Annotated in this window: 14 protein-coding genes; 7 read left to right on the top strand and 7 right to left on the bottom strand. The window is 68.7% G+C overall.

Annotated elements, in window-relative coordinates:
• On the bottom strand, positions 1 to 664 hold a 664-nt coding region (locus tag NBRGI_RS18450; protein ID WP_036559754.1), incomplete at its 3' end, for a hypothetical protein.
• Between the two features lie 229 nt (positions 665 to 893).
• On the opposite strand from NBRGI_RS18450, the gene icmF reads away from it, so the two are divergent.
• Entirely contained in the window at positions 894 to 4,112 is a 3,219-nt protein-coding gene (gene icmF, locus NBRGI_RS18445) for a fused isobutyryl-CoA mutase/GTPase IcmF (protein WP_029897921.1), read from the top strand.
• A 131-nt stretch (positions 4,113 to 4,243) separates the two neighbouring features.
• Positions 4,244 to 5,308 (top strand): amidohydrolase family protein, encoded by a 1,065-nt coding sequence (locus NBRGI_RS18440; RefSeq protein WP_029897919.1) that lies wholly within the window; start codon positions 4,244 to 4,246, stop codon positions 5,306 to 5,308.
• 14 nt (positions 5,309 to 5,322) lie between these two features.
• Here NBRGI_RS18440 and NBRGI_RS18435 read toward each other — a convergent pair whose 3' ends face one another.
• Positions 5,323 to 5,979: a TetR/AcrR family transcriptional regulator gene (locus tag NBRGI_RS18435; protein WP_029897916.1), complete on the bottom strand. Its 657-nt coding sequence runs from the start codon at positions 5,977 to 5,979 to the stop codon at positions 5,323 to 5,325.
• A gap of 130 nt (positions 5,980 to 6,109) precedes the next feature.
• Between NBRGI_RS18435 and NBRGI_RS18430 the strand changes: the two genes are divergently transcribed.
• Entirely contained in the window at positions 6,110 to 7,603 is a 1,494-nt protein-coding gene (locus tag NBRGI_RS18430) for a flavin-containing monooxygenase (RefSeq protein ID WP_029897914.1), read from the top strand.
• 15 nt (positions 7,604 to 7,618) lie between these two features.
• Here the strand turns inward: NBRGI_RS18430 and NBRGI_RS18425 are convergent, their stop codons facing one another.
• Together NBRGI_RS18425 and NBRGI_RS18420 are read right to left on the bottom strand one after the other, a co-directional pair.
• Positions 7,619 to 8,386: a helical backbone metal receptor gene (locus NBRGI_RS18425; RefSeq protein ID WP_029897913.1), complete on the bottom strand. Its 768-nt coding sequence runs from the start codon at positions 8,384 to 8,386 to the stop codon at positions 7,619 to 7,621.
• The gene (locus tag NBRGI_RS18420; RefSeq protein WP_029897911.1) at positions 8,383 to 8,910 is read right to left on the bottom strand and encodes a TetR/AcrR family transcriptional regulator; all 528 of its coding nucleotides are present in this window, start codon (positions 8,908 to 8,910) and stop codon (positions 8,383 to 8,385) included. Before NBRGI_RS18420 ends, NBRGI_RS18425 begins: the two co-directional genes overlap by 4 nt.
• A gap of 72 nt (positions 8,911 to 8,982) precedes the next feature.
• Here NBRGI_RS18420 and NBRGI_RS18415 point away from each other — a divergent pair, with 72 nt between their 5' ends.
• On the top strand, positions 8,983 to 9,453 hold the full coding sequence (locus NBRGI_RS18415; protein ID WP_029897908.1) for an LIC_13387 family protein: 471 nt from the start codon (positions 8,983 to 8,985) through the stop codon (positions 9,451 to 9,453).
• Between the two features lie 252 nt (positions 9,454 to 9,705).
• Here NBRGI_RS18415 and NBRGI_RS18410 read toward each other — a convergent pair whose 3' ends face one another.
• Both NBRGI_RS18410 and NBRGI_RS18405 read right to left on the bottom strand, forming a co-directional pair.
• A complete protein-coding gene (locus tag NBRGI_RS18410) occupies positions 9,706 to 10,494 on the bottom strand; it encodes an SWIM zinc finger family protein (protein ID WP_029897906.1) in 789 nt (262 codons plus the stop codon).
• Positions 10,491 to 13,592 (bottom strand): DEAD/DEAH box helicase, encoded by a 3,102-nt coding sequence (locus tag NBRGI_RS18405; RefSeq protein WP_029897904.1) that lies wholly within the window; start codon positions 13,590 to 13,592, stop codon positions 10,491 to 10,493. The genes NBRGI_RS18410 and NBRGI_RS18405 overlap by 4 nt, the downstream gene beginning before the upstream one ends.
• Positions 13,593 to 13,740: 148 nt before the next feature.
• Here NBRGI_RS18405 and NBRGI_RS18400 point away from each other — a divergent pair, with 148 nt between their 5' ends.
• Complete coding sequence (locus tag NBRGI_RS18400; protein WP_029897903.1) at positions 13,741 to 14,103, top strand: hypothetical protein; 363 nt, start codon at positions 13,741 to 13,743, stop codon at positions 14,101 to 14,103.
• Positions 14,104 to 14,183: 80 nt separating this feature from the next.
• The gene (locus tag NBRGI_RS18395) at positions 14,184 to 14,888 is read left to right on the top strand and encodes an HNH endonuclease family protein (RefSeq protein ID WP_029897901.1); all 705 of its coding nucleotides are present in this window, start codon (positions 14,184 to 14,186) and stop codon (positions 14,886 to 14,888) included.
• A gap of 9 nt (positions 14,889 to 14,897) precedes the next feature.
• On the opposite strand, the gene NBRGI_RS18390 is transcribed toward NBRGI_RS18395, so the two are convergent.
• The gene (locus NBRGI_RS18390) at positions 14,898 to 15,716 is read right to left on the bottom strand and encodes a sulfurtransferase (RefSeq protein WP_029897900.1); all 819 of its coding nucleotides are present in this window, start codon (positions 15,714 to 15,716) and stop codon (positions 14,898 to 14,900) included.
• Between the two features lie 201 nt (positions 15,717 to 15,917).
• Between NBRGI_RS18390 and NBRGI_RS18385 the strand changes: the two genes are divergently transcribed.
• On the top strand, positions 15,918 to 17,147 hold the full coding sequence (locus NBRGI_RS18385; RefSeq protein WP_029897898.1) for a benzoate/H(+) symporter BenE family transporter: 1,230 nt from the start codon (positions 15,918 to 15,920) through the stop codon (positions 17,145 to 17,147).
• Positions 17,148 to 17,152: the final 5 nt, after the last annotated feature.

The raw sequence follows: 17,152 nt of genomic DNA, 5'->3' as shown, positions 1-17,152 counted from the left end.
ATTGACCGGCCAGGTGCCATAGCCCGGTGAAGTTGTTGAACGGGCCGCCGACGATCTGGCTGGTCCACTCGAGCACGAAGTTGCCCGAGCCGTCGATGGTGCCGCGCACCGGGCTGGTCTTGCCGGGCAGTCCACCGCCCGGCTTCGGCGAGCCCTGATTGAACACCTGGTTGTTCCAGGTGACCCCGAGGCTGCTCAGGTCGCCGGAGAGCTGGCCCCCGTCGGAGAACAGCTGCGGAGTGCCCGTGCCGCCGCCGGTCTGCGGGTCGGTGGGGTTGGTCGCGGTGGCGAAGTCGACGCCGTAGAAGCGGACCGGCGTGGTGACCCGGCCGGACTGCGCGTTGCCCGCCCCATCGAACGCGGCGGCGGGTTGTGGCTGATAGCTACCGCTGATCAGCCCGCCGTCGCTGCCCGCGGACAGCGGGGTCACGGTCTGGTCGCTGCACCCGGAATCACTGTTGGCGAGGTAGGGGCCGCCCGCGTCGCCGGTCGGCAGGATCATCCGAAAGAAGCTGCCGGTCACCGCGCCGCCGGAGCAGACGCCGGGCGCGAGCGCGAACAGGCCGTTCAGCGGCGCGGGTTCGGCGTGCGCGGACGGCGCGGCGAGCGTCGACAGGCCGAGGGCGGCTACCGCGGCGGCGAGCCGATAAGAATTCCGTCCCATGGATCGTCCTTCGGTGAATTCGTGCGTGGATTTCTGATTCAGGGCATCGCGACCCATCGGAACTCGAGCCGAACGGGTTGTCGCCATTTGCGGTCACGGTGAGCGGAATCCCCGGGGCAGACTTTCCGGAATCGACCGGGCGTTTCCTGGTAGCGCTGTGATGGGCATCACCGTAGGATTAGTTTGACGTCCTAGTATCGGGCGCCCCGTGGTAGCACCGGAGGAAACCGTGGCCGAGAGCAGCGCACTGCATACGCCGATCCACCCCGTCCGCTTCGTGACCTCGGCGGCCCTGTTCGACGGGCACGACGCGGCGATCAACATCATGCGCCGCATCCTGCAGTCGCAAGGCGCGGAGGTGATCCACCTGGGGCACAATCGCTCGGTCCGCGAAGTCGTCGACGCGGTGCTCACCGAAGACGCGCAAGGTGTCGCGGTGAGTTCCTATCAGGGCGGGCACGTCGAATATTTCGAATACCTCGCCGACGCGCTGAAAAAGGCAGGGGCGGAACACGTTCGCATATTCGGCGGGGGCGGCGGCGTGATCGTCGCGCAGGAAATCGCGCGGCTCGCCGAATCCGGCGTGACCATCTTCTCCCCCGAGGACGGCCAGCGACTCGGGCTGCCCGGCATGATCAATCGGCTGATCCACGAGTGCGATATCGACCTCGCCGGCACACCGCCGGTGCTGGACGCGGTGCTCACCGGCGAACGCGCGGCACTGGCCCGCGCCATCACCTGTATCCAGCAGGGCGTGCTGCCGGAGCCCGATCAGCTCGCGTTGCGGCAGGCGGCCGCCGCACGCACCGTGCCGGTACTCGGTATCACGGGCACCGGCGGCTCCGGAAAGTCCTCGCTCACCGACGAATTGGTGCGCCGGTTGCGCACCGACCAGCAGGACAAATTGCGCGTCGCGATTCTCGCGGTGGATCCGACTCGACGCCGCGGCGGCGGCGCACTGCTCGGCGACCGCATCCGGATGAACGCGTTGGACGGCGATCACATCTTCTTCCGCTCGCTGGCCACCCGGGGCGGCCGCGAGCTGCCGGACAATATCGAACTCATCGTGACCGCCTGCAAGGCAGCGGGTTACGACCTCGTCGTCTTGGAGACCCCGGGCATCGGACAGGGCGATGCCGCGGTCACCGAGCAGGTCGATGTGTCCATGTACGTCATGACACCGGAGTTCGGCGCCGCGTCCCAGCTGGAGAAGATCGACATGCTGGACTACGCGGACGTGGTGGCGATCAACAAGTTCGAGCGGCGCGGGGCCGCCGACGCGCTGCGGGACGTGTCGCGTCAGCTCATCCGCAACCGGGAGGACTTCAGCGCGTCACCCGAGGACATGCCTGTATTCGGCACCAGCGCGGCCACTTTCAACGACGACGGCGTCACCGCGCTGTACCAGCACCTGACCGGCCTGCTCACCGAGCACGGTCTGCAGCTCGATCCGGGCGTACTGCCCAGGGTCGACACCCGCACCTCGACCCGGTTCGCCCAGATCATTCCGCCCGCCAGGGTGCGCTATCTGGCCGAGATCGCCGAAACGGTGCGCGACTATCACGCCCGCACCGCCACGCAGATCGTCGCGGCCCAGCGGGTGCAGCGCCTGGACCAGGTCGCCGCGGAACTGCCGGACGATCGCGCCGTCACCGACCTCGCCGCCGCCGCCCGCACCGCACTGACCCCGGACAATGCCGCCCTACTGGCCGAGTGGCCGGCCCTGGCCGAGTCCTATCGGGGTGCCGAACAAGTGGTGCGCATCCGCGACCGCGAGATCCATACGCCGTTGCGCCGGGAAACGCTGTCCGGCAACTCGATTCCGCGCGTCGCGCTGCCGCGCTACACCGACCACGGCGAGCTGCTGCGCTTCTTGCGCTGCGAGCACCTGCCCGGGCATTTCCCGTTCACCGCGGGCGTCTTCCCGTTCAAGCGGGACAACGAGGACCCGGCCCGGATGTTCGCCGGTGAAGGTGATCCGTTCCGCACCAACCGCCGTTTCAAGGTACTGAGCGAGTACGCCGACGCGAAAAGGCTGTCCACCGCGTTCGATTCGGTGACGCTGTACGGTCACGACCCTGCCGAGCGTCCCGACATCTACGGCAAGGTCGGCACCTCCGGCGTCTCCATCGCCTCGCTCGACGATATGAAAGCGCTCTACGACGGCTTCGACCTGACCGCACCGACCACCTCGGTGTCGATGACCATCAACGGCCCCGCGCCGACCATTCTGGCGTACTTCCTCAATACCGCGATCGACCAAGCACTGGAACGGTTCTCGGCGGACAACGGGCGCCCGCCGTCCGAACACGAAGCCGCCGGCGTCCGGGCCGAGACCCTGGCGACCGTCCGCGGCACCGTGCAGGCCGACATCCTGAAAGAGGACCAGGGCCAGAACACCTGCATTTTCTCCACCGAGTTCAGCCTGCGCATGATGGCCGATATCCAGGAATGGTTCGTGCGCAACAATGTCCGCAACTTCTATTCGGTGTCGATCTCCGGGTATCACATCGCGGAGGCGGGCGCGAACCCGATCAGCCAGCTCGCGTTCACCCTCGCCAACGGATTCACCTACGTGGAGGCGTATCTCGCGCGGGGCATGGCGATCGACGACTTCGCGCCGAACCTGTCGTTCTTCTTCTCCAACGGCATGGATCCCGAGTATTCGGTGATCGGCCGGGTCGCCCGGCGCATCTGGGCGATCACCATGCGAGATCGCTACGGCGCCAACGACCGCGCCCAGAAGCTCAAGTATCACGTACAGACCTCGGGCCGCTCGCTGCACGCCCAGGAGATGAGCTTCAACGACATTCGCACCACGCTGCAGGCACTGATCGCGATCTACGACAACTGCAACAGCCTGCACACCAACGCCTACGACGAGGCGGTGACCACACCCACCGAGGAGTCGGTGCGCCGCGCGCTGGCCATCCAACTGATCATCAACCGCGAGTGGGGCGTGGCGATGAACGAGAACCCGCTGCAGGGCAGCTTTCTCATCGACGAGCTCACCGATCTGGTCGAGGAGGCGGTACTGGCCGAGTTCGACCGGATCAGCGAGCGCGGCGGGGTGCTCGGCGCGATGGAGACCGGCTACCAGCGCGGCAAGATCCAGGACGAGTCGATCCGCTACGAACACCGCAAGCACGACGGCTCGCTGCCGATCATCGGCGTGAACACCTTCCGTAACCCGCACGGCGAACCGCACCACGAGATCGAATTGGCGCGCGGCACCGAGCAGGAGAAACAGTCCCAGTTGCAGCGGGTCCGCGACTTCCAGCACCGGCACCGCGACGCCGCCCATGCCGCCCTCGCCCGCCTCGACGCGGTCGCCCGCACCGACGACAACATCTTCGAGGTCCTGATGGACGCCGCCCGCGTCTGCACCCTGCAACAGATCACCGACGCGTTCTTCACCGTCGGCGGCCAATACCGCCGCAACGTGTGAGATCGCCGAGTCCTTGCCTGTCTGCACACGTACGGTCCTCGGCGCCGAGCCGAATTTCGTTGCGGGTGCGCGTCCACGTGTGACAATCGCCGGTGGCGGGCGGGACGACGGCACGATTACGGATGGCGGCTATGGATTTCGCAGGTGTTCGGATTGTCGACGCGCACATCCATCAGTGGGATCCGTTCACGACCCCGCGAGATTTCAGCGGCACCGCGAAACTGCTGCGCGCACTGCCGGTTCCGCTCGCCCTGGTGACCCGGCTGGCACCGCAACGGGACCGCCTCTTCGTCGGCGACCCCACCGCCTACCTGCGGCCCTACCTGCCCGCGGACTATCGCGCGGACGCGGGACCGCTGCCGGTCGAGGCCATCGTGCACATCGAAGTCCAATGGGCGCAGGGCGGTCCGCTCGGCAAGGCGGATGAGACGCGCTGGGTGGCAAGCCTTCCGTTCGGGGTCGACACCCCCGCGCTGGGCGCGATCATCGGCAGCGGCGATCCCGCCGCGCCCGGATTCGGCGAGCTGCTCGACGCGCACCGGGCCGCCGCCCCCACACTGCGCGGCATCCGCGCCGCGGTCGCCCACCATCCCGACCCCGCCGTCCGCGCCTTCGGACGCGCCGAAAGCCAGCTGTCGTCAAAGGAATTCCTGGACGGCTTCGCCCACTTGGCCGCGCGTGACCTCTCGTTCGAGGCATGGGTGTACTCGCACCAGCTGCCCGAGGTCACGGCGCTGGCCGCGCGCTATCCGCAGGTGCCCATCGTGCTCGACCACCTCGGCACGCCCGCAGGGATTTTCGGGCCGATCGGACCGCACATCGGACGGAATCCCGGCGTGCGCCGCGAGCTGTTCCTGCGCTGGCGCGACGATCTCACCGACCTCGCCGCGCAGCCCAACGTCGTCGCCAAGGTCAGCGGCCTGATGATGCCGGTGCTGGGCCACCCCGTACCGCCTCGCGGCACCGCGACGCCGGTGCCCGAACTGGTGGATCGCGTGGGCCCGCTCCTGACGCACGCGCTCGACGTGTTCGGCGTGGACCGGCTGATCTGGGGTTCGAATTTCCCGGTGGACAAGCCGATCACGACCATCGCGGGCAGCGCCGAGACGATCGCCACCGCGCTGGGCGCGGGCCCGCACGATATCGCGCGGATCTTCCGCGACAACGCCCGCCGCGTCTACCGATTCGATGACTGAGCGCGCGAAACCCGTTACTCCCCTGCGGAAATGATCTCCGGCGGCAGATACCGGCTCGCGAACAGGGCACCGAGACCGCAGGTGTGCTCGATGATGCGCGGGCCGTCGATCTCCATCGCCCCGGTCCGCCAGGCGGTGAGCAGCTCGATGAAACCGCCGATGCAGACCAGCGTGCTCATCCGGACGTCCACCTCGTCGGTGTCCGCTGCCAGATACGGCCGCGCGGTGGCGATGAGCAGCTCGGTCGCGTCACCGAGCATGGTCTTGCGGCGCTGCTCGAGCACGGCGCTGCCCGCATGGTCGGCCAGCAGGATGCGCGCGCGCCCGTCGTGGTCGGATTGCAGGGCCACCGCCCGGGTCACCGCCGCGCGCAGGATCACCAGCGGCGGCTGTGCCACCTGCTCCGCGACGACCGCGGCGAGGTCGGCGAACACCTCGGCGCACACGGCATCCCATGCGGCGCCGAGCAATTCGTCGCGATCGGCGAAGTGCTCGTAGAAATATCGATCGTTGAGCGCGGTGCGCTGGCACACGCCGCGCATGGTCACGGCGGCCCAGCCGCTGTCGAGCCAGATCTCCAGGGCCGCGTCGAGCAGCCGCGCGCGGCGTTCGGCGCGCCGCTCCTCCGCGGTGCGCCCGCCCCAGGTCCGGGCCGGTACACGCAAGCTCATGGTTGACAAAGTACCCCATCGCGCGCCTAATTGGTGGCAGGTGCGGCCAATTATGTGGTGATCGTCAGCCCCCAGCGGCCGCCAGAACACACGAGGCGGTGTGTGCGCCGCCGGTACGTGGGAGGTGGCCATGCCCGACAACGGGATCGAGCACGAGGTGATCATCGTCGGCGCCGGATTCTCCGGCATCGGCGCGGCGATCAAGCTGCGCGAGGCCGGCTTCGACGACTTCCTGATCGTCGACGAGGCCGACGGCGTCGGCGGCACCTGGCACTGGAACACCTATCCCGGTATCGCCGTGGACATTCCGTCGTTCAGCTACCAGTTCTCGTTCGAGCAGCGCACCAGCTGGTCCCGAACCTACGCGCCGGGCCGGGAATTGAAGGCGTACGCCGAATCGTGCGTGGACAAGTACGGGCTGCGACCCCGAATTCGGTTCGGCACCACCATCACCGAGGCCGAGTTCGATGCGGACGGCTGCCGGTGGCGGCTACGGACCGCGACCGGTGACGAGCTGACCGCGCGATTCGTCATCAGCGCCACCGGCGTGCTCACCCGCCCGAAACTGCCCGAGATCCCCGGTGTCGACGCGTTCACGGGCGTCACCATGCACACCTCACGCTGGGATCACCGGCAGGATCTGCGCGGCAAGCGGGTCGCGATCATCGGCACGGGAGCCTCTGCGGTGCAGGTGATTCCGGAGACCGCTCCGCAGGTCGAGCAGCTCGTCGTGTTCCAGCGCACGCCGATCTGGTGCCTGCCCCGGCTCGATCTGCCGCTGCCCAAGCCGGTGCAGTGGGCTCTGCGGGTGCCCGGCGCCCGCTCGCTGACCCGGCTGATCAGCCAGACCTACGTCGAAGTCACCTTCCCCATCGCCGCGCACTATCACAAGAATCTGCCCACGGCCGCGATCGGCGAGCGGGCCGGTCTCGCGCACCTGCGCAGCCAGGTGAAAGATCCGGTGACCCGGGAAAAGCTCACACCCCGTTACGCTTTGGGCTGCAAGCGGCCGAGTTTCTCGAACGACTACCTGGCCACGTTCAACCGCGCCAACGTGGTGCTGGAGACCGACCCGATCGAGGCGATCACCCGCACCGGCGTGCGCACGGCGTCGGGCACGGAATACCCGGTCGACATCCTGGTGCTGGCAACCGGTTTCAAGGTGATGGAGTCCGGCAACATGCCGACCTATCGACTGCGCGGCATCGACGGCCTCGACCTGGAGAAGTGGTGGGACGAGAATCGGCTGCAAGCCTACGAAGGCGTGAGCGTGCCCGGGTTCCCGAACTTCTTCTCGATCATCGGCCCGTACGGCTACAACGGTTCGTCCTACTTCGCGCTGATCGAGAACCAGACCAGGCATATTCTGCGCTGCCTGCGCCACGCCCGAGCGGGCAACGCGACAGTAGTCGAGGTGACCCGCGAGGCCAACGACCGCTTCTTCCAGGAGATGCTGGACCGCCGCGGCGGCCAGGTGTTCTGGCAGGACAGCTGCACGGTCGCGAACAGCTACTACTTCGACAAACACGGCGACGTGCCACTACGCCCGTCGACCACCGTCGAGGCCGCTTGGCGCAGTGGGCATTTCGACCTGTCCGACTACCGGTTCGCTACCTCGGCGTAACGCACCGGTTGAGACTCAGCCGGGAAATGCCTGAGCCAGCTGACGGGTCAAGGTGTTTGGCGCGGTGGCGAGCGATGGGCCGTACCAGGTGAGACTGCGTCCTTCGACCAGGGCCACGTCACACCCAGGAAAGGCTTCGGGGCCATCGGTTTCGGTGAAGACGTACGGCTCGTCGGGTAGCACCGCCAGTTCGACGCCGACGGTCAGCTCGTCCTCGGTGAGCCGCGGGTAGCGCTCGGAACGGTCGGCGTGGACGAGGCGCAGGCCGAGCCGACGGGCTAGGTCACCGGTGAACGTGTTGCGCCCCACCACGATCCACGGATTGCGCCAGATCGGGATCACGGCGGGCCGCGGCGGCACGGGTGGCGGTGCCGCCCAGACGGATTCGGCCTCCGCCAACCAGCCGGGGACGCCCGCACCGAGGGCGACGGTGCAGAGCCGGCGCAACGAGGCCAACGCCTCGTCCACCGTCTCGATCCGGGTGACCCACACGGGGATACCGGCCGCGCGGAGGCGGTCGACGTCGATGCGCCGGTTCTCCTCCATATTGCACAGCACCAGGTCCGGGGCCAGCTCGACGATGCGACGCACGTGCGGATTCTTGGTACCGCGCACTCGCTCGACGTCGAGGCCTACCGGATGCGTGCACCAATCCGTCGCGGCGACAAGGATTTCGGGGCGGGTGCGGGCCACTGCCTCGGTCAGTGAAGGCACCAGCGACACCACCCGCCGCGGCTCGGTCAGCGGCACCACCGTGCCCAGATCGTCGCGCACCGGGCTCATGACAGGACCCGCCTGGCCAGCGTCCGGAGTTCCGCCGGCGCTACCGCGGGCAGCATATTGCTCGCGCCGAGCACGAGCAGATAGAGGATCCGCGCGGTCTCCCAGGCGTCGGTCTCCGCATAGCCGCTCTCCTGCAAAAGTTTTCGCAGAATATCCAGCCGAGCGGTGTCGATCCGCGCCTTCACCTCGGCCGCTGCCGGGTCGTCGATCGCCCAGGACCGGACCGCGGTCTCCAATCTGGCGGGGCCGTCGTCCTCCAGGACGAGATCGAGCAGCAGGTCCAGCCGTGCCCGCGGGTCGAGCGACTCGGCGGCGGTGACCTCGCGCACGTAGCGGGTGGTGTGCACCTCCTCGAAGTGCGCGAGCAACGCCGCCTTGTAGCCGGTGATGCCGGAAAAGTGGTGGTAGAACGAGCCGGTGCTCAGCCCGGTCGTCGCGACCAACCGCTCCAGCGTGAGCCCGGCGGGGCCCGCCGTGCCGAGGATCACCAAGCCCGATTCCAGCCATGAACTCTTGCCTGCCACGTTTCTCAGCCTATAACATAAGTTTTGTTCTGTTACCGGAACGCCAGCTCGGCCCGAGTCACGGAGGTCGCGATGACCGCGATAACACCCTCGTCCACCCTGCCCGCCCGCTGGGCCGCGCCGGTCCACCTCGCGGGTTCCGCGCTACTCGGCGTGGTCGGCCTGGCCCACCTGCTGGTCGTGCACGCCTTCGGCGGCACCGATTCGCCCGCGGAAGAGACGGTCAACGAACTGTCCACCCACGTCAGCAGTGCGCTGTTCGAGGGCGGCAGGCAAATCAGTGTGTTCGATCTGAACACCGGTTACAGCGTCGGAATGGGGTTGTTCGGACTGCTTTTCGGGCTGCTCGCGATCGCCGCTGCGCGCTCGGCCCCACAGCTGATCGCACGCTGGTCGCTGTTCAACGGCGTCTGCGTGGCGGCTGCGGGCGGACTGTGCTGGATCGCCCTGCTGTACTTTCCCGAGCCGGTGATCGTCGTGTCGATCATCGCGACACTGTGCTTCACGACCGTGCTGGTGGCCGGCCCCCGCGAAAGCGCCTGAGCGCTGCCGAAGTTCGGTGCAAGGGCAGCGGCCTGGCAACCTTCGGGCAGTACCCAGACGGTGTGACCGGGCGCACACTGGACGAGGCATCCGGTGTCGGGAAGTCCCGGTCCCCGTGTCACCGGACTCGATCCCGCCCCGAAGGTCCGGCGGCACCCCGAAAGCCCCGACGCCGGATGCTCACCAACCACGGGCGCGATCAGTCGTTGTCAGCCTGGTATCCGGCGCCGGCATTCCTACTGTCGGGCGCTGTCATCCCTCTATCTGGCGATACAGCGCGGCGAGTTCACGCAGTCCCGCCGCCGCGATCGACTCCTCCGCCGCGGTCATCCGCATCGCCTTGCGCAACAGCAACGGATCGAGATCCTCGGTCGCCGGGCGGAATTCGACCTTCGGCAGCTTCGGCAGCTCGATATCGTCGCCGTACAGGTCGGTGGAATCCGCCGCGCGCAGGTCACGTTCGATGCCGCCGATCAACGTGTCCAGGTCGAGGCCGCGCAAGGTGAGAATTTCGCGGGGCCGTTCGTCGAGTCGTTCGGCGAGCAGATAGCAGACCGCGGCCACATGCTTGCACGGCCAGCCCGGATCCGGGCAGCTGCAACTGAAGTCCAGGTCGGCCGCGGTGGTCGGCAGCAGCAGCGGGCCGAGATCGGTCGGCAGTGCGCCGGAGGCGATCTCGGCCAGCATGCCCGGCGCCTCGCGGATCGTCTCGATCAGCAACTCGAGTTCTTCCTCGCGCAACGGGCGCACCGTGAACACGGCGGTGAACGGGCGTGGCTGGCTGCCCTGCACCTCGGCGGTCACCGCACCCGGCTCGATGTGATAACTCACCACCTGTCCCGCGCGGGCATAGGTCCGGCCGCGAGACATCCGTCCGGGCTCGGCCATCTGCTCCACCGCGTCGACCAGAGCCTTGCCCCACCAGGTGCGCCCGAAACCGCCGCGCCTGCTGCGCGCCGCCGCCCCGCCGCGCACCGGACGCCGCTTGCCGAACTGGCTGTAGTCGATATAAATGCCTTGATCGGGGCCGTCGGCGCTCATTCGCCGACCGCCTCGGCCCCGAGCGTGAACAGTTCGCGCAGGTCGTCGGTGCTGAGTTCGGTGATCCAGTTCTCCCCCGCACCGATCGCCAGATCGGCGAGTTGCCTTTTGCCGTTGATCATCTCGTCGATCCGCTCCTCGATCGTGTCGACGCAGACCAGCTTGCGCACCTGGACATTGCGCTGCTGACCGATGCGGAACGCACGGTCGGTGGCCTGGTTCTCCACCGCAGGATTCCACCAGCGGTCCAGGTGCACCACGTGATTGGCGGCGGTGAGATTCAGGCCGGTGCCACCGGCCTTGAGCGACAACAACATCAGCGAGGGACCGTCCGGCTCCTGGAACCGGGTGACCATGCTGTCGCGCCGCTGCTTGGGCACGCCGCCGTGCAGGAACGGAATCTCGGTGCCGAAGCGTTCGGTCAGATACGGCGCGATCAGCTCACCGAACTCGCGGAACTGGGTGAACAGCAGGGCTTTCTCGCCGTCGGCGAGCACCGCGTCCAGCACGTCCTCCACCAGGGCGAGCTTGCCGGAGCGGTGGCTGCCGCGATGCAGGATGCCGGAGCCGTCGCCGAGATAGTGCGCCGGATGATTGCACACCTGTTTGAGCCTGGTCAGCGCGCTGAGCACGGCGCCCTTGCGGGCCATGCCCTTCGCGTCCTTGATCTTGGCCAGCGTGTCGTCGACCACGGCCTGATACAGCGCAGCCTGCTCGACGGTCAGGTTCGCGCGCACGGTCATCTCGATCTTGTCCGGCAGATCGGTGATCACGGCGGGATCGGTTTTCACCCGGCGCAGCACGAACGGCTGCGTGATCAGGCGCAGCCTGCTGATCGCGTTCTCGTCGCGCTCGCGTTCGATCGGCACGGCGAAACGCGCGCGGAAGGTCTGCGGGCTGCCGAGCATTTTCGGCATGGCGAAATCCATGATGGAGCGCAGTTCCTCGAGCCGGTTCTCCACCGGAGTTCCGGTGAGCGCCAACCGATGTCGCGCGGGCAAGGCGCGGGCGGCGCGGGCCTGCCTGGTACCGGCGTTCTTGATGTGCTGCGCCTCGTCGAGCACGATGCGGTCCCACGACTGCCGCTTCAATTCGTCGAGATCCCGGGCGAGCAGCGAATACGTCGTGATCACCAGATCTGACTCGGCGACCGCCGCGTCCAGCTCCGCCCCCGCATGCCGTCCCGCGCCGTGATGCACCCACACCCGTAGATCCGGCGCGAACCGCTCGGTCTCGCGCTGCCAGTTCCCCACCACCGACATCGGGCACACCAGCAGGGTCGGCCCCACGGCGCGGTCCGGTGTGCCGTGCGGCCGAACCGCGCCGTCGATCGTCTTGCCCGCCAAGAGCTGCGGGCCGCCGCCCGAAGAACCCTTCGCCGCCTTGCGCCGCCGCGCGGCATCGAGCGAAACCACCACAGCGCCTTGCGCATTCGACGCGGCAACCGTGCCTGCCGATTGGGCCGCACCGACCTGCACGCGCGGCCCTGTCGACTCGCCATGTTCATCAGGGCTCGTCGATTCGGCGCGGCCTTTCCTTCCGGCTTTCAGCGCGGCTTTCCGATCATCCGCCGGTTGGTTCGGCCCCACCGGCGGGCGCGCACCTACCTCGCGTTCGTGCACCAGCAGCGCGAGCACCTGCACGGTCTTGCCCAGTCCCATATCGTCGGCGAGGATCGCGCCGAAACCCATTCGGCTCATGGTCGCCAGCCAGGACAGGCCGCGCTCCTGGTAGGGACGCAGCTGGGCTTTGAGGCCGACCGGCGGGGCGATCGGTGCAAGATCGCGGGTCCGGTCCAGGATGTCGGCGGCCCAGCCGGTCGCGGTCACCTCGGTGACGGGTACCTGCTCCACCCGGCCCGCGGCGAGCTCGCCCACCAGGTCCGCGAAGGTGATCTCGGAGGTGTCGGCGTGCGCGGCGACGTAGCGGGCGGCGGCGGCCAGCACTTTGTGATCGGCCTGCACCCAGTCGCCGCGCAACTGGACCAGGTCGGACTTGCTGCGGACCAGCCGCTCCATCTCGGCCTTGGTCAGCACGGTGTCGCCCAGCGCGAGTTCCCAGCGGTAGGACACCAGCCCCGGCATGCCGACCGTGCTCTCGGCCGCGGGCACCGCGCTCTCCACCCGCAGGCGCATGGTCGGCGCGCTGACGTTCCAGGCGCGCGGCAGCAGCAACCGGACACCGGCGGCCTGCAACGCGTGCGCACCGTGCTCGACCAGATCGATGACCACCTCGGTGGGCAGCAGCAGATCCATCGAGCGCGGATCGCTCGGCAGGTCGCGCAGCCGCGGATAGGCCCGCTGCGCCTCGCCGAGCTGCTCCCCCGCCACCCGGAGCAGATTCGGATCGCTGTGCAGCAGAACAGGACTCGGCGCTTCGCCGTCCAGTCGCAGGCAGACCTCCAGGCGCCACAGCGCCACCGAATCGTCCGCGGTGCCGAGCTCGCCGTCGGGTTCGAGCAGGCGCAGCACCAGCTCCGGTTCGTCGCCGGTCAGGGTGGCGCGCCAGCGTTCGAGCACCTCGGCCACCTGGTAGCTGCCGTGGTCCAGCGCCACGTCGCGGACCAGCGCGTCCACCAGGGGATGTGTCGGCGCGGGCAGGTCGACGAGGGCGCGCGCGATGGGATCGGTGAGCTCGCCCACCAGATCCTCTAGCACGGCATTCGGCCGCCCGGCGACCCGCAGCGCGGCGGGCATGGCGACGGCCAGCTCGGCCAGCCAGGCCCGCTGTCGTTCGCCGCCGACCAACCGCCAGCGCACCCACCACTGGCCGTCGTCCCGGCGCAATTCCGGCACGATCCGGCCCGCGCGGACCCAGCGCTCGATGCCGTGCGCGACATGCGCGAGAAACCGCAGATCGCCGGCCACCGCCTCGGCGGGCAACCGCTGCCGCAGGGCCTCCGCGGCGCTCTGCGGCGCCATCGCGTGCGCGCGGACCTGCTCGGTGGTGCTGCCGCCAGGACCGGCCACCAGCACATCTGCCCGGTGCCGGAATTTGGACGCGCTCAAAACGCCGCCCAGCGGTTCGGGCAGCGCGGTGAGGGGCGAATCGTGCCAGAGCAGCAACCCGGATCCCGGCGACCACAGACCGTGCAGCATCAGCCCATCCAAGCAGGTGGGTCCGACACCGTCGCGGCCACCGCGATCCCGCTTTTCTGGATTTCTGGGCCGGAGCGGGACATACTTGAATATCCGCTGGTCATCGCAGAAGAATCGCGGTCAGGTGTCAACGGAAGCGGAGGCAGCCATGACGATTCTGCTCCAGGTCCTCGAGCAGAGCTTCACGCCGACGACGCCGTGGGAGCGGCGCAAATTCACCTTCATCAAGGCCGAGAAGATCGTCGGCATGCGGTTGGACGGCCAGTCCGGCGTCTGGCTGGACCTGTCCCGCCCGGGCGAGTCACAGCGCCTGGCCCGCACCGTCGACCCGCACGAGGCCATCACCTTCCTGCTCGCCACCTTCGCCAAACTCGCCGAGTGCGAGGAACGCGGCGGCTCGTGGCTGATCGGGCACGACGGGGCGAACGCCGAATCGATCTCGGCCACCCGGTTCCCGCCGCGGTCGAGCGAGGTCGCCGACGACGATCTGCTGGCCCGCGCTTGGCTGTGAGGGTCGCCCACGCTGCCCCCTGACAACTGCTTCCGCTCGGGTTCTGGTGAATGTCGGTCCATACGTGTAGATCTGGCGCCATGGGTGCGGACATTCGGCGTTGGCTCGTGGGCCTGTTCGTGCTGGTGTGCGCCGTCGGCTGCGCTCAATGGGGTGTCGGCGCGGTAGCGCCCGCACCGGGCAGCCCGACCAGAATCGAGCTGGAACAGCTGCTGGCCGCGGTACGCGTGGTACCGGATCGGCCGCACCCCGGCGGGTACGAACGCGGGTGCAAACCCGGGCAGGGCTGCGTGTTCGGGACCGCGTGGTCCGACGACCACGACGGACCCGGCGGGCACGACGGCTGCGACACTCGCAACAACGTGCTGGCCCGACAGCTCGTCGAGGTGAGTTTCCGGCCGGGGACCAACAACTGTGTGGTGGTCGGTGGCACTTTGCACGACCCGTACACGGGCAAACAGCTTTCGTTCACCAAGGCCGACGCGAACGACGTGCAGATCGATCACGTGTATCCGCTGGCCGCCGCGTGGGATCTGGGCGCCGCGGGCTGGCCGCTGGAACAGCGGGTGCGGTTCGCCAACGACCTCGAGGTCAACCTGCTCGCCACCGAAGGCCGCACCAACCAGGCCAAGGGCGACAAGACCCCGGCGCAGTGGCTGCCGCCCGCGCGGGCCAACCACTGCTTCTACGCGGGCCGGTATCTCACCGTCGCCGCCCGCTACAACCTGCCGGTGACCGCGGCGGATGGCGCGGCCCTGCACGCGGTGGCCCGCACCTGCCCGTGAACCGGCCGGTCAGGCTCCCGTGGCGACCGGCCGCTTCGGGTCGTTGGACCACTGCGACCAGGAACCGGGATACAGCGCCGCCTCGATACCGGCGACGGCCAGCGCCGCGACCTGATGCGCGGCGGTGACGCCCGAGCCGCAGTACACCGCGACCGGCGCTGCGGTGAATCCCGCGAAACGGTCACGCAATTCGGCGGGCGCGCGGAATCGACCGTCGGCATCCAGGTTCTCGGCGGTGGGTGCGCTGACGGCGCCGGGAATGTGGCCTGCCCGCGGGTCGATCGGCTCGACCTCGCCGCGATACCGCTCGCCCGCGCGCGCATCGAGCAGATGGCCGCGCCAGCGGGCCGCGGCGTCGGCGTCGATGACCGGCAGATGTCCCGGAGTCAGCTCCACATCACCCGGTTCCGGATCGGGTTCGGTGCCGGTGGCCAGCGCGCCGTCCGCGTTCGTCCACCCGGGCAGTCCGCCGTCGAGAATCCGCACGTCGGCGACGCCCGCCCAGCGCAGCAACCACCAGGCGCGGGCCGCCGCCATGCCGCCGGTCGCGTCGTAGACCACCACCGCGTCACCCTGCCGGATTCCCCAGCTGCGCGCGCACTTCTCCAGCTGCGCGATATCGGGCAGCGGATGCCGGCCGCGGGCGGGCGACGGCGGCGCGGCCAGCTCGGTTTCCATGTCGACGAACACCGCGCCGGGGATGTGGCCGTCCAGATAGTGTTGCGGGCCGTCCGGGTCACCTAGCGCCCAGCGCACGTCCAGCAGGCGAACCTGCTTGCCCGACAGGGCTTCTCGAAGCTCCACCGGCGAGATCAGTACCGCGCTCAACCCAGCTCCTCGTTCAGAAATCGCACCCTCGCGCACCGAATGCCCTCAACATTACGCATCTGAGCAGGGCAATGTGGCTGCACCCCAGCACTACTCGCCGGTAGCGGCCGCCGTCTCGGGCCATCGACCACTGCCGAATTCAGTCCAGTTTCCCCGCACTGGCCCGCGACTGGCAGTCCAGTTGCGGGCAGGATCGCCACAATGTCGAACCTTTCCCCGGCGCCCGTGGCACCCGTCGAGGACCACGAACCACCCGCCACCGACCCGGCCGCGGCTGGGCTCGGACAACCGCTCGGCGCGGGCGCGGTCACCGCACTGGTGGGCTTCACCAGCTCGTTCGCGGTGGTGCTGAGCGGACTCACGGCGGTCGGCGCGAGTTCGGCACAGGCGGCGTCGGGACTGCTCGCGGTGTGCCTGACTCCGGCGATCGGCATGATGCTGCTCAGCTTCCGGTATCGGATGCCGATCACGCTGGCCTGGTCCACCCCCGGCGCGGCGCTGCTCGCGAGCACGGGTGCGGTGGCGGGCGGGTGGCCCGCCGCGGTCGGCGCGTTCGCGATCACCGGGGTGTTGATCGTGATCACCGGCCTGTGGCAGCGGTTGGGCAAGCTGGTCGCCGCCATTCCGGTCGAAATCGCCCAGGCCATGCTCGCCGGCGTGCTGCTGCCGTTGTGCCTGGCGCCGGTCAAAGCGGTCCAGACCAGCCCGGCGGTGGTGGTGCCGGTGATCCTGGTCTGGCTGGTCCTGCAACGCTTCGCCAAACGCTGGGCGGTGATCGCGGCGTTCGGCACCGCGGCGCTGGGCTCCGGCGTCAGCATCGTCGTACAGCACCGGCACCTCGATTTCGCCGCGATGGTGCCGACGGTGGAATTGACTGTTCCGCAATGGAATTGGCAGGCCATCATCGGCGTCGCGATACCGCTCTACATCGTCACCATGGCCTCGCAGAACATTCCGGGCACCGCGGTGCTGAAATCGTTCGGCTACCTGGTCCCCTGGCGCGCGGCGATGACCGTGACCGGACTCGGCACGATCATCGGCGCGCCCGCCGGCGGCCACGCCATCAACCTGGCCGCGATCAGCGCGGCGCTGTCCGCCGCGCCCGCCGCGCATCCCGATCCGAAGAAGCGCTGGCTCGCCACCTTCACGGCGGGCAGCCTCTACCTCGGCATCACGCTCGCCTCGGCCGCCGTGGTGACGTTCATCGCCACTGCCCCCAGGGGTGTGCTGGAAACCGTTGCGGGCCTTGCCCTGCTGACCACGTTGGCGGCCGCGCTCACCGGCGCCCTCAGCTCCGAAAAACACCGCGAGGCAGGCGTGATCACCTTCCTCATCGCCGCCTCGGGTGTGGGCTTCGCCGGTATCGGCGCCGCCTTCTGGGCACTGCTCGCCGGACTGGTCGCACGAAAAGTGTTGTCGCTGCGGCAGTGAACGCG

Source organism: Nocardia brasiliensis IFM 10847 (assembly GCF_000710915.1).
GTDB classification, from domain to species: Bacteria; Actinomycetota; Actinomycetes; order Mycobacteriales; family Mycobacteriaceae; genus Nocardia; species Nocardia brasiliensis_A.
Note: the sequence above shows the minus strand (reverse complement) of the source record. Positions and strands in the feature narration are given on the sequence as shown.